The sequence below is a fragment of the Chroococcidiopsis thermalis PCC 7203 genome (genome assembly GCF_000317125.1).
In the GTDB taxonomy this organism is placed as follows: domain Bacteria; phylum Cyanobacteriota; class Cyanobacteriia; order Cyanobacteriales; family Chroococcidiopsidaceae; genus Chroococcidiopsis; species Chroococcidiopsis thermalis.
In genome coordinates this window covers 1,907,741-1,919,620 of sequence record NC_019695.1, presented here as the reverse complement: position 1 = coordinate 1,919,620, position 11,880 = coordinate 1,907,741, and the positions used below count along the sequence as shown (strand labels likewise).

The 11,880-nt window shown below is 43.8% G+C and carries 11 protein-coding genes; 5 read left to right on the top strand and 6 right to left on the bottom strand.

Annotation, left to right across the window (positions count from 1 at the left end):
* Window positions 1–60: 60 nt before the first annotated feature.
* The 5 genes from CHRO_RS08495 to grpE all read right to left on the bottom strand — a co-directional run bounded on the left by CHRO_RS08495 (window position 61) and on the right by grpE (window position 4,478).
* A complete protein-coding gene (locus CHRO_RS08495; RefSeq protein ID WP_015153791.1) occupies window positions 61–312 on the bottom strand; it encodes a sulfurtransferase TusA family protein in 252 nt (83 codons plus the stop codon).
* Window positions 309–1,442, bottom strand: a complete 1,134-nt coding sequence (dnaJ, locus tag CHRO_RS08490; protein ID WP_015153790.1) for a molecular chaperone DnaJ — start codon at window positions 1,440–1,442, stop codon at window positions 309–311. Before dnaJ ends, CHRO_RS08495 begins: the two co-directional genes overlap by 4 nt.
* 230 nt (window positions 1,443–1,672) lie before the next feature.
* A complete protein-coding gene (gene dnaK, locus CHRO_RS08485) occupies window positions 1,673–3,586 on the bottom strand; it encodes a molecular chaperone DnaK (RefSeq protein WP_015153789.1) in 1,914 nt (637 codons plus the stop codon).
* Window positions 3,564–3,713, bottom strand: coding sequence for a hypothetical protein (locus tag CHRO_RS31865; RefSeq protein ID WP_158631818.1), 150 nt, complete (start codon window positions 3,711–3,713; stop codon window positions 3,564–3,566). The genes dnaK and CHRO_RS31865 overlap by 23 nt, the downstream gene beginning before the upstream one ends.
* Window positions 3,714–4,478 carry a nucleotide exchange factor GrpE gene (gene grpE, locus CHRO_RS08480; protein ID WP_015153788.1) on the bottom strand — a complete coding sequence of 255 codons (765 nt, stop codon included), beginning with the start codon at window positions 4,476–4,478 and terminating at the stop codon, window positions 3,714–3,716. It abuts the gene before it with no gap.
* 294 nt (window positions 4,479–4,772) lie between these two features.
* On the opposite strand from grpE, the gene CHRO_RS08475 reads away from it, so the two are divergent.
* From CHRO_RS08475 to CHRO_RS08460, 4 genes are all read left to right on the top strand, one after another.
* The gene (locus CHRO_RS08475) at window positions 4,773–6,782 is read left to right on the top strand and encodes a GspE/PulE family protein (RefSeq protein ID WP_015153787.1); all 2,010 of its coding nucleotides are present in this window, start codon (window positions 4,773–4,775) and stop codon (window positions 6,780–6,782) included.
* A 131-nt stretch (window positions 6,783–6,913) separates the two neighbouring features.
* Complete coding sequence (locus tag CHRO_RS08470; protein WP_015153786.1) at window positions 6,914–8,038, top strand: type IV pilus twitching motility protein PilT; 1,125 nt, start codon at window positions 6,914–6,916, stop codon at window positions 8,036–8,038.
* A gap of 85 nt (window positions 8,039–8,123) precedes the next feature.
* Window positions 8,124–9,353: a type II secretion system F family protein gene (locus tag CHRO_RS08465; RefSeq protein WP_015153785.1), complete on the top strand. Its 1,230-nt coding sequence runs from the start codon at window positions 8,124–8,126 to the stop codon at window positions 9,351–9,353.
* A 64-nt stretch (window positions 9,354–9,417) separates the two neighbouring features.
* Window positions 9,418–9,993, top strand: a complete 576-nt coding sequence (locus CHRO_RS08460; RefSeq protein WP_015153784.1) for a hypothetical protein — start codon at window positions 9,418–9,420, stop codon at window positions 9,991–9,993.
* 87 nt (window positions 9,994–10,080) lie between these two features.
* Here the strand turns inward: CHRO_RS08460 and CHRO_RS29505 are convergent, their stop codons facing one another.
* Window positions 10,081–10,689, bottom strand: a complete 609-nt coding sequence (locus CHRO_RS29505) for a GNAT family N-acetyltransferase (RefSeq protein ID WP_015153783.1) — start codon at window positions 10,687–10,689, stop codon at window positions 10,081–10,083.
* Between the two features lie 413 nt (window positions 10,690–11,102).
* Between CHRO_RS29505 and CHRO_RS08450 the strand changes: the two genes are divergently transcribed.
* Window positions 11,103–11,849 (top strand): undecaprenyl pyrophosphate synthase, encoded by a 747-nt coding sequence (locus tag CHRO_RS08450; RefSeq protein ID WP_015153782.1) that lies wholly within the window; start codon window positions 11,103–11,105, stop codon window positions 11,847–11,849.
* The last annotated feature ends 31 nt before the right edge of the window (window positions 11,850–11,880 follow it).

The window sequence follows — 11,880 nt, the reverse complement described above, 5'->3', positions numbered from 1 at the left end:
TTAGAAAATTAGCAAATAGCCAAGATCGTTGAAAATAATTCCGAATTCCAAATTCCGAATTCATTTCACAGGATGCCTCACCTGAAGCGCGAAAAACCCATCGCGTTTTTCAATTTGCTCGATTTGATATCCTGCCATCGTTAAACTATCCGGCACTTGCTCGATTGGTTCGCCTGGATCTAGCCAGACTTCCAGCAAGCTGCCTGGAGTCATTTTTTCTAATCGTAACTTAGTGCGAACGAAGTTAATCGGGCAGGGAGTCCCGCGTAGATCGAGTTGAGCATCGGCAGATGACAAAAATGATTGATTCATTTGTGGAACAGATTTCCCAAAAATCCTTCTATACCACCTTTTCCAGTGCGATCGCCCCGAATTTTAGCTAGCTTTTCCAGCAATTCTCGTTCTTCGGGAGTAATGCGGGTGGGAATATCGATTGAGATTGTGATGAGGTGATCGCCTCGACTGACGGGATTACCCAAGCGCGGCACGCCGTGATTTTCTAAAGTCATCACGGTGTTTGGTTGAGTACCAGCAGGCACGATCAATTCAGTCGGACCATCTACCGTATTAACTTCTATGCGGCTGCCTAGAATTGCTTGCAAGTAACTGAGTTTAATTTCTGATAGAACGTTAATCCCGTCGCGGCGAAATTCTGCGTCTTCGTTGACAAAAATGTAAACGTATAAATCTCCTGGCGGACCATTGCGATCGCCTGCATCACCTTCTCCAGAAATGCGCAAGCGCGTACCGTTGTCAACTCCGGCGGGAATGGTGATTTTTAACTTCTTCGTTACCTGCCTCGCACCTTTCCCGTCGCAAGCTTCGCACTTGTCTTCAATCATCTGCCCCGTACCGTTACACGTGGGACAAGTAGACACCTGCGTAAAACTCCCAAAGGGAGTGCGGGTAACGCGCCTTACCTGACCCGAGCCACTACAAGTCGTACAAGTACGCGGTCGAGTTCCAGGCTTTGCACCAGAACCGCTACAAACTTCACAAGTTTCTAGGTGAGAAATGCGAATTTCTTTCTCCCCGCCAAAGACCGCTTCTCTAAAATCTAACTTCAAATCTAACCGTAGGTCGTCACCACGGACTGGTCCGCTCCGCCGCCGCGTCCCACCTTGAGCGCCCGCACCACCAAAACCGCTAAAGAAGCTTTCAAATATGTCAGCAAAACCGCCAATATCGCCAAAGTCTTGAAAACCTGCTGCCCCAGCACCAGCTGCGACACCAGCTTCGCCAAAGCGATCGTAACGCGCCCGCATTTCCGGTTCCGATAACACTTCGTAAGCTCGGTTGATTTCTTTGAACCGCTCCTCAGCTCCAGTTTCCTTATTCACATCGGGGTGATATTTCCGAGCGAGGCGACGATAGGCGTGTTTGATTTCTTCTTTATCCGCACTGCGGGAAACACCCAGAATTTCGTAATAGTCACGAGCCATAGAGCGCTGCTGGTTTAGTGGTTAGAAGAGGGATGAATCTGTTGCTGTCCTGCGGCGATCGCGTTTCAGCGTTAGTTACTAAAGTTCCATAATCACTGTAGACAAATCACCGTACTTTCAACAAGGTGGCAAAACCGATCCTTTTCAGTTATCAGTAGCTAGTGGCTGGTGACTAGAAAAGAGTCTAGCTACTAGCCACTAGCCACTAGCCACTCAAAAATAACAAATGACTACTCCTCAATTGCTTCGTAGTCTACTGCATAAGTACTATCGTCTCCAAAGGAAGAAGTGAAGGTGTCGTCCATACCTGATGAAGTAAAAGAGCTACTGCGATTGGCTTGTTCGTAAACGCTGGCTCCTAGAGCAAATAAGTTTTGCTGGAAGTCTTGCAGTCTTTGTTCGATTGCTTCAATAGTGGAAGCAGGATCGGCAAAGGCTGCTTTGAGTACGGCGACTTTTTCATCTGCCTGAGCTTTAAACTCTTCAGTAATTAGGTCTTTATTATCTCTCAAGGTGACAAAATAACTTTGTAACAAGTGTTCTGCTTGGTTTTTCAGTTCGATCAGTTCCAAGCGTTTTCGATCTTGCTCGGCAAACATTTCTGCTTCTTGCCGCATCCGTTCTACTTCACTTGCACTCAACCCACCCGTGTTTGTGATCCGCAAGGATTGTTCTCTGCCAGTGCCTTTATCTGATGCTGCCACTTTTAAGATGCCGTTGACATCGATCTCAAAGGCAACTTCAATTTGGGGCGTGCCTCTAGGAGCAGGAGGAATTCCTGTGAGTACAAAACTTCCCAAAGTTTTGTTGTCTCGCGCCATCGCTCTTTCTCCCTGAAGAACTTTGATTTCCACAGAGGTTTGTCCGTCGGTAGCAGTCGAGAAAATTTGCGCTTTACTGGTGGGAATTGTGGTATTGCGTTCGATAATTTTTGTAAAGACTTCCCCTAAAGTCTCAATTCCCAGAGAGAGCGGAGTTACGTCCAGTAGCAAGACATCTTCGACTTCGCCCCCCAACACTCCACCCTGGATTGCCGCGCCTAGTGCAACAGCCTCATCGGGATTGACCGATCGCTCGGCTGTTCTGCCACCAAAAAAGTTTTGCACGGCATTTTGCACGGCTGGAATGCGGGTGGAACCACCCACAAGAACAATTTTATCGATATCTGGGGGGCGTAAACCGCAGTCTTTGAGGGCTTGCACCATCGGTTCGATCGTGGCTTGGATCAGAGCTAAGACCAACTCTTCAAACTTGGCGCGGCTGAGCTCTTGTTCTAAGTGTTTTGGTCCCGTAGCATCAGCCGTGATGAAAGGTAAATTAATTGTCGTGCTGCCAAGGGTAGACAGTTCGATTTTGGCTTTTTCTGCTGCTTCTCGTAGCCTCTGGAGTGCCATGCGGTCGGCAGTTAAGTCTACACCTTCACTGTCTTGAAAGCAAGAAATCATCCAGCGCACGATACAGTTATCGAAATCGTCACCGCCAAGTTGATTGTTGCCAGAGGTGGCTTTAACTTCAAAAACCCCGTCTCCTAGTTGCAGGATAGAAACGTCAAACGTACCGCCGCCTAAGTCGAAGACGAGAATTGTTTGGTCTCGATCTTGCTTATCCAAGCCGTAAGCTAAAGCGGCGGCTGTCGGTTCGTTGATAATACGTAAAACTTCCAGTCCCGCGATCGTGCCTGCATCTTTGGTTGCCTGCCGCTGGGCATCGGTAAAGTAGGCTGGTACGGTAATTACTGCTTGGTCTACGCTTTCTCCCAAAAAATTTTCTGCGTCCTGCTTGAGTTTTTGCAGGATCATGGCAGAAATTTCTTGAGGAGTGTAGGTGCGATCGCGAATTTGGACATCTACAGTGTCGTCGCGTCCTCTAACGGATTTGTAGGGGACGCGCTGGCGTTCTGCTTGAGTTTCGTTCCAACGCCGTCCGATAAACCGCTTGATACTGTAAACAGTGTTTTCGGCATTCGTGACGGCTTGACGCTTTGCCAACTGACCGATCAAGCGATCGCTGGCTTTACCAAAGCCAACCACGCTGGGAGTTGTTCGTCCACCTTCTGAATTGGGGATCACCAGTGGTTGACCGCCCTCTAAAATGGCAACACAACTGTTCGTTGTCCCTAAGTCAATCCCAATAACTTTTCCCATATTCAGCAGTAAGGTGGCTTTTATTGATGTAGCGTCGTCCCAGATCGCGATCGACGCAGTAAATTGGCTCTACGATATATTTCCCAGAATTTGTCTCAATGCATTCACTCCTAAGATATTTTTTCACTCAACTTTCTGTAACTTCGGGTGGAGTTTCTGCTACTACCGTTTCTGACGGTGTTTCTTCTGGGGCAGTAGCTACTTTTACCAAAGCATGACGCAACACGCGATCGCCTAAGTAGTAACCCCTGACCAATTCTTCAATCACCGTGCCTTCAGGGTACTCGCTTGTTGGTTCTCTCATGACCGCTTCATGTAGGTTCGGGTCAAACTCCTTGCCTTCAGGTCGCATTGCCGAAACACCTAGCCGCTTGAGGCAATCTACCAGTTGCTTGTATACTCCCTGATAACTTTTGTGAAGATTCATTTCAGCATCGGTTTGCGGTTTGAGCTGCGCTCTTGCCCGCTCGAAATTATCTACCACAGGTAGAATTTCTTGTAGAGTATTCTGTTTAATCTTTTGCTCTAAGTCTTCTTTGTCTTTGAGCGTGCGTTTGCGAAAATTTTCAAAATCCGCGCCCATGCGCATGTATTGACTGGTACGCTCCTCCAAGCTAGCTTTGAGTGACTCGATCTCCCGCTCCTTTTCTAACAAAGCAGCTCGATTATCGGCTTCAGGCGCGGTGGAGGAGGTATCAGGCTTTTCTACTTCGACTGGATTCTCGTTCGATGCAACGTTAGCATCTCCCTCTGGAGCGTTTGCCTGTGTTTCAAATTCTCCGAATGCATTTGAGTCCATTGTTTTGGTTGTGACCTCGTTCGTTGTTTGCTGTGTTTGCTGTTGTGGTTCTTGGTTAGTTGCGTATTCCGTTTGCTTTTCTTCGTCAATCATTATGTCCCAATCCTAAATCCTAACAACTGTGTAGCTGTGGAAGAGGCTAGAGATATGAGGTTTACTCCAGCCACTAACCTTCAGCTTGTGCGCAAACTTACCTCTTCTAGGATGCAATAATTGCAGGCGCAGTTGCACGGGGAATACAGTCATCAGTGACTAGTGGCTAGTGGCTAGTGGTTAAATGCTTCTGAACTCCGACTTCTTCTGCTTCTCGCCTCTGTAATATTTCTCTTGAGATTTGGGAACACTCTATTTGGGAATACTTGATTATGCAAAATCTTAGTAGCGATTATGTCTTACTCCTCTTCAATGCAGCGGCGTGCCTTAATTGTCAAAAATGACTTGTCTCCTTTTGGCAACAAAGTAGTTGAGACTGGGTATGTCAGTAAAGAGCAGATGAAGCAGGCTTTAAGCGAAAGTCGCTCGACTGGGCGATCGCTACCGGAGATTTTAGAAGCTATAACTGGACGACAACTGCCACCAGACTTAATTAGACAATATAAAAAACAACAGCTATTCGAGCTAAAAATTCTCTACGGTGTAGAGTTTCTCGATCCAGAAATCAATCAGATTGGCACAAGTCAAGTCGGCGAGTTGATCGATTCTTTGATCCCGATTGATATTTGTCGTCGCTATCGGCTGCTACCTATATCAAAAAGTGATGAGCCTCCGTCCATTTTGATCGCGATGGTCGATCCAGATAATTTGGATGCCCAAGATAATTTAAACCGTATTCTTCGCCCCCGCGATATTGGATTGCAAAGGACGGTCATTACACTAGAAGACTTCCAAGAACTTCTTTCTAAATATTTAGATGAAAATGTAGAAAAACAAAAACAACAGGCAGACAATCAAAGAAATAACGCTAATGCCGTCGATTTCACTGTAGAGTTAGATGGACTTGATTTACAAGATGCACCAGAGGAGGGTGACGCAGATTTAGGTGCATCTCTCAAAGATGCGGATGCTGCTCCTGTAATTGCCCTAGTGAATAAAATTCTGATCAAAGCGTTACAAGAAAAAGTTTCAGATATTCACATTGAACCCCAAGAAGAGTACTTGCGCGTCCGATTTCGTAGAGATGGAGTATTGCGGCAGGCTTTTGACCCCCTACCCAAACAAATTGTTCCTGCTGTGACAGCTCGATTTAAAATTATTGCTGAATTAGATATTGCCGAACGACGCGCACCCCAAGATGGTCGTATTCGCCGCGTATTTGAAGGACGAAAAGTTGATTTTCGCGTCAACACCTTACCCAGTCGTTACGGGGAAAAAGTTGTTTTGCGGATTTTGGATAACTCATCTACCCAACTTGGGTTAGACAAATTAATTAGCGATGTAGAGAGCCTGCAAATTGTGAGGGACTTGGCAAGTCGTCCGTTCGGACTGCTGTTGGTTACGGGTCCGACGGGAAGCGGTAAATCAACCACTTTATACTCAATTTTGGCAGAACGCAACGATCCAGGGGTAAATATCAGCACCGCTGAAGACCCCATTGAGTATTCTCTACCAGGAATTACGCAAGTCCAGGTGATTCGAGAAAAAGGAATGGATTTTGCGTCAATTTTGCGGGCTTTTCTACGACAAGACCCAGACGTAATTCTAGTTGGTGAGACACGGGATAAGGAAACGGCAAAAACTGCTATTGAGGCAGCACTGACGGGACACTTAGTATTGACAACTCTGCACACTAATGATGCTGCTGGGGCAATTTCTCGTTTAGACGAAATGGGTGTAGAACCATTCATGGTGTCCGGTGCGCTGCTAGGGGTTGTGGCTCAACGTTTGATGCGGCGCGTCTGTTCTGATTGTCGCATTCCTTATACTCCCAGTGCCGATGAGTTAGCTCGGTTTGGACTGGCGAGTTCTAAAGATGTCGAACTCACGCTTTACAAAGCTAAATCTTTGGAGTTAGAAGAAATTCAAGCCGCTAAGGCTAAAAATCAACTTTGCTCTAAATGCGCTGGCGTTGGATATAAAGGGCGTTGTGGCGTATATGAAGTTATGCGCGTTACAGAACGACTACAAAATTTAATTACTGAAGGAGCGCCGAGCGAACGGATTAAAGAAGCAGCCGTAGAAGAGGGCATGAAAACGTTGTTAGCTTATAGTCTGGAGCTAGTGATGCAAGGTAACACGACTTTGGAAGAAGTAGAGCGCGTCACTTTCACTGATTCTGGTTTGGAAGCGGAACTGAAAGCAAAACGTAAAAGTTCATTAGAGTGTAAAACTTGTCATGCAGAGCTACAACCAGAGTGGTTTGAGTGTCCTTATTGTATGACTCCACGATTTAGTGACTAGACAATCGGTAATGGCAAGTCAAAAGTTAAAAGTTAAAAGTTAAAAGTCAAAACGAACAACCACCAATTACCAATTGCCAATTACCAATTACCAACTACCAATTACCAACATAACTTTCAAGGAGATTAACTATGGAATTAATGATTGAAGACTTAATGGAAGAAGTTATTAACTCGGGTGGTTCGGACTTACACATTTCAGCAGGTTTACCGCCATATATCCGTATCAGTGGAAAGTTGACTCCAACGGAACACGAACCACTAACAGCAGAACAGTGTCAAAGACTAATTTTTAGTATGTTAAATAATACCCAGCGCAAAACTCTAGAACAAAACTGGGAACTTGACTGTTCTTACGGGATTAAGGGACTAGCTCGCTTCCGCGTCAACGTCTATAAAGACCGAGGTACGTATGCCACCTGCTTGCGAGCGCTAGCCTCCAAAATTCCCAGCATGGAAACCTTAAATTTACCCAGTATTGTGCGGGAAATCTCGGAAAAACCACGAGGATTAGTCTTGGTAACGGGACCAACTGGATCGGGTAAGTCTACTACCCTAGCGTCCATGATTAATAATATTAATACAACGCGGGCGGAACACATTATCACAGTTGAAGATCCGATTGAGTTTGTCTACGAACCAATCAAGAGTGTGATCCATCAGCGTCAAGTTGGAGAAGATACAAAGAGTTTTGCTAATGCTCTTAGAGCAGCTTTACGGGAAGATCCAGATGTAATTCTGGTAGGCGAAATGCGTGACCTAGAAACAATTCAGTTAGCGATTTCGGCAGCGGAAACAGGACACTTAGTATTTGGTACACTACACACGAGTTCTGCGGCTCAAACTGTTGACCGGATGGTAGATGTATTTCCTCCAGAACAACAGCAACAAATTCGCGTCCAGTTATCTAACTCACTTGTGGCAGTATTCAGTCAAACTCTCGTATCTAAAAAGAACCCTAAACCAGGCGAATACGGTCGGGTTATGGCTCAGGAAATTATGATTGTTACCCCTGCTATCTCTAACTTAATTCGTGAAGGAAAAACAGCTCAAATTTACTCGGCAATTCAAACTGGAGGAAATTTGAGTATGCAAACATTGGAAAAAGTTTTAGCAGATCAGTATAAAACTGGTCTAATTTCGTTTGAAGCAGCAATGTCTAAAACATCTAAGCCAGATGAATTACAGCGCTTGATTGGTAATACTCCAGGAGTCGGTGCAAAAGCTGGTATGAGAGCAGGTACTTCTATGCATTAACTAATTCTTAGAAAATCATCTGTAGAGATATATAGTTTGTATCTCTACAACTTCCATATTCTCTATCTCCTAAAAGATCCAAGACATGCCTACATTTGTTGCTCGCGTTCGTGATGCGAAAGGAAACGCTAAAAAAGAAAAAGTTGTTGCTGACACAATAGCAGCAGCACGTTCTAGTTTGAGATCGAAAGGTCTTTTTATTCAAGAACTAAAACAAGCAGAAGAATTTAAGTTGAGTGGTAATCTCAGCTTAGCACCGCTCCAAGCAGCTCTTGCAAAGGTATCTGTTAAAGATAAAGCTGTTTTTTCTCGTCAGTTTGCTGCTCTAATTAACGCAGGTGTAGCCATTGTAAGAAGCCTGGGTGTAATGGCGGAACAGTGTACTAACCCAAAACTGAAAGGAGCTTTAATTGACATTAGTTCTGATGTACAGCAGGGAATGAATTTGTCTGAAGCAATGCGGAAACACCCAGGTTGTTTCGATTACATGTATGTCAGTATGGTACAAGCTGGAGAGGTCGGTGGTGTTCTTGATGAAGTCATGAACCGATTATCTAAGTTGTTGGAAGATCGCGCTCGACTACAAAACCAAATTAAATCTGCTTTAACCTATCCTATTGCAGTTGGAATTATAGCCGTACTAATTTTTCTTGGTATGACTATATTTCTCATACCTATTTTTGCTGATATTTTTAAGCAATTAGGAGTAGAATTACCAGAACTGACCAAATTTATGTTGTGGATCAGCGCAGTTCTTAGAAGTCCAAGTGCGATAATTCCTGTAGTAGTTTTTATTGGTGGTAGTTTTGTTTATCGACAGTATTACAAAACTCGGCTGGGTCGGGAGACCATTGACCGAATTTCTCTGAAAGTTCCATTGTTTGGTGACTTAATTCAAAAATCGTCTGTAGCCCTTTTCAGTCGTACTTTTGGTGCTTTGACTCGTTCAGGAGTACCAATTTTAACTGCTCTGGAAATCGTTCGCGATACGGCTGGCAATCAGATAATTGCTAATGCTGTAGATGCAGCGCGTAAAGAGATTCAGCAAGGAGGAATGATTAGTTTAGCATTACAAAAAGAACGAGTTTTTCCCGTGATGGCAATTCAGATGATTAGTATTGGCGAGGAAACGGGTGAACTGGATAGTATGTTAATGAAGGTTGCTGATTTCTATGAAGATGAAGTCGAGCAAGCTGTTAAAGCCCTCACTAGTATTATTGAACCAATTATGATTGTAGTTTTAGGTGGTATGGTTGGGGGAATTCTTCTCTCGATGTACCTACCCATGTTCAAGGTATTTGAAAAGTTGGGTTAAGCGAATCGTTAGTAGTTAGCGACCTCTCTTGACCATTAACTACTAACTATCTATCGAATAAATTATGAGTATTAAAAAAGCTTGTTATGAAGAGTGCTTGGCAGAGTATAGCGATCGCCTAGCAGCGATCGCCTTACTGAAGCAGCATCGTCCCTATTTAGAAATGCTTCCAAGTTTGCGCCGTCCTTATGAAAGTGTCATTCCGATTCCTCTACCTATAATTCGGCTGCGAAACTCTACATCAACTAGTAAAGAACGTCAAGCAATCAAAGTTACAGAAACGACTCTGTTACCCTGTGATATCGCTTTTCTCATGTGCGATCCAGAGTGGAAAATTAAAACTGGAGTAGAAATTTTTCTATTTATTTATCGTCCCAATGAAGATTTTTCCGATTTCTTAGGACGCTGGCGACAAACCCAAGTGTTATTAAATAAAGAATACGAGTGGATTATGCCTCTTCCTAATCAACACATTTTTAGTGAAGGAGCGAATAGCATTTATCCGCTATTTATCATTTTTCCTGAAACTCCAGAACGGATTAAACGGGGTTTACAAGGAGCTAGTTTACCTTTTATCGATCGCATTCCAACTTCAGTAGAAGATCTAGAAGAGGCATTTCCTGACAATCCGGCTAGATGAAAGGAGACAGCAATGAAACCAGAACAGATAAAAGTAGGGGCGCACAGCTGTGCGCCCCTACAAATATATTGTAATCAAATGCGATCGCTATCGAGGTAAAAACCATTGCATCATCTTCGCGATCGCGACTAATACAATTAAACCAACTAAACATGATTGCACGATTTGCCAACAAGTCTCTGCTTGTCGAGAAGGCAATTGCTGTTGGCTAATTGTTGCCACTAATTGCTTTTGCATATCAACACAAGGAACCCACTCTCTACGAGCAACCATCATTTGAGTGGGATGTAGAATTTGATAGCCGCAAGCTTGATAAAAAGGTACAGCCGTAATAGAAGCTTTCACAAATAACCATTGCCATCGCCGAAATATAGCTTCTCGTTCAATCGTCTGTAACAAACGTCTACCAATACCTTGTCGAGTCCATTTTGGATGGACGTACATTGCACTTACCGTACCCTGCATCAAAGCCGAAAACCCTACAATTTCTTCGCCATACTCTGCTACTAAGACAACATCACCCCACGATTGTGTTCCATACACTTTTTTATCTTCTAGCAGAGCTTGAATTTGTGCAGGGTTATAATCAGCCGTACAAAGTTGCTGAATTGACTGACTATGCAACTGGATGATTCGATCGCGATCGCTAGTACGAGCCTGACGAATAGATATTTCTACTGGGGATGTTTCTTGCATTGAGATTCATGCATTCAAATTTGTGCGTTTAAAAGTGTGGTAGGTGCATTAGCCTTAATAATCTTATTTTTCCCGTCTACTACGTGGCGATCGCAATTATGTCCTTAGTCGCTTAACTGTGCATTTGAGTTCCGACTTTTCCGACTTCCCCGACTTAGGTTTACCGACTGTAACCGACTGACAACTATTTTTTTTACTCCTAAACTATGAGAAACAGAGCCGGGATATTCTCCTTGATTCTCAAGCTCGTATCAGTAGGTGTATCTACATTTCCTAGATTGAAACAATCTCACTTCTCAGGAATCACACAGTAGATTATGTAAATTAATGCAGGAATCAACAACCTGAAATAAAGCTTGGCAGAAACTGACAATTTTCTTTGCGCCTCTGCGTCTTTGCGCGACATTATATCTATGAACTCTATACAATCTGAATTACCTACCGCTCTCGATCCGCAAAAATTACCCAAACACATTGCTGTAATTATGGATGGTAACGGACGCTGGGCTACCAAAAAAGGATTACCGCGTGTTGCTGGGCATCGTCAAGGAGCAAAAGTTTTAAAAGAACTACTTCGCTGCTGTAAAGATTGGGGAATTGAAGCACTAACAGCTTATGCTTTTTCGACCGAGAATTGGCGACGACCTATACAAGAAGTCGATTTTCTCATGTTACTGTTTGAGCGACTATTACAACGCGAATTAACTCAAATGCAAAAAGAAGGAGTACGAATTTCTTTTATTGGAGATTTGTCAGTCTTACCTCAGTCTTTGCAAAGAGAAATAGAACGAGCGATCGCTTACACAATCCATAACACAGCTATTCACTTTACTGTAGCTGTTAATTACGGTAGCCGCAAAGAGATTGCTCAAGTTTGTCGGCAAATTGCTTTACAAATTCAACAGCAAGAGATTGAGATTGACGAGATTAATGAAAACTCAATTGAGAAATATCTTTACACTGCTGGAACTTCTCATCCAGATTTATTAATTCGTACTAGTGGAGAAATGCGATTGAGTAATTTTTTATTGTGGCAAATGGCATATACAGAAATTTATTTTACAGATATTTTGTGGCCTGACTTCGATCGCAGTGCCTTTCATCAAGCTTTACTCGCTTATCAAAACCGCGATCGTCGTTTTGGTCAGATTGCTTCCTAATTTTTGAGCGGTGGGCATTGCCCACTACTCT

Coding starts and splice junctions, on each gene's coding strand:
- CHRO_RS08465 (WP_015153785.1), top strand. CDS start 8,124: ATGCCTACATTTGTTGCTCGCGTTCGTGATGCGAAAGGAAACGCTAAA.
- CHRO_RS08450 (WP_015153782.1), top strand. CDS start 11,103: ATGAACTCTATACAATCTGAATTACCTACCGCTCTCGATCCGCAAAAA.
- CHRO_RS08475 (WP_015153787.1), top strand. CDS start 4,773: ATGTCTTACTCCTCTTCAATGCAGCGGCGTGCCTTAATTGTCAAAAAT.
- dnaK (WP_015153789.1), bottom strand. CDS start 3,586: ATGGGAAAAGTTATTGGGATTGACTTAGGGACAACGAACAGTTGTGTT.
- CHRO_RS08495 (WP_015153791.1), bottom strand. CDS start 312: ATGAATCAATCATTTTTGTCATCTGCCGATGCTCAACTCGATCTACGC.
- CHRO_RS29505 (WP_015153783.1), bottom strand. CDS start 10,689: ATGCAAGAAACATCCCCAGTAGAAATATCTATTCGTCAGGCTCGTACT.
- CHRO_RS08460 (WP_015153784.1), top strand. CDS start 9,418: ATGAGTATTAAAAAAGCTTGTTATGAAGAGTGCTTGGCAGAGTATAGC.
- dnaJ (WP_015153790.1), bottom strand. CDS start 1,442: ATGGCTCGTGACTATTACGAAATTCTGGGTGTTTCCCGCAGTGCGGAT.
- CHRO_RS08470 (WP_015153786.1), top strand. CDS start 6,914: ATGGAATTAATGATTGAAGACTTAATGGAAGAAGTTATTAACTCGGGT.
- grpE (WP_015153788.1), bottom strand. CDS start 4,478: ATGATTGACGAAGAAAAGCAAACGGAATACGCAACTAACCAAGAACCA.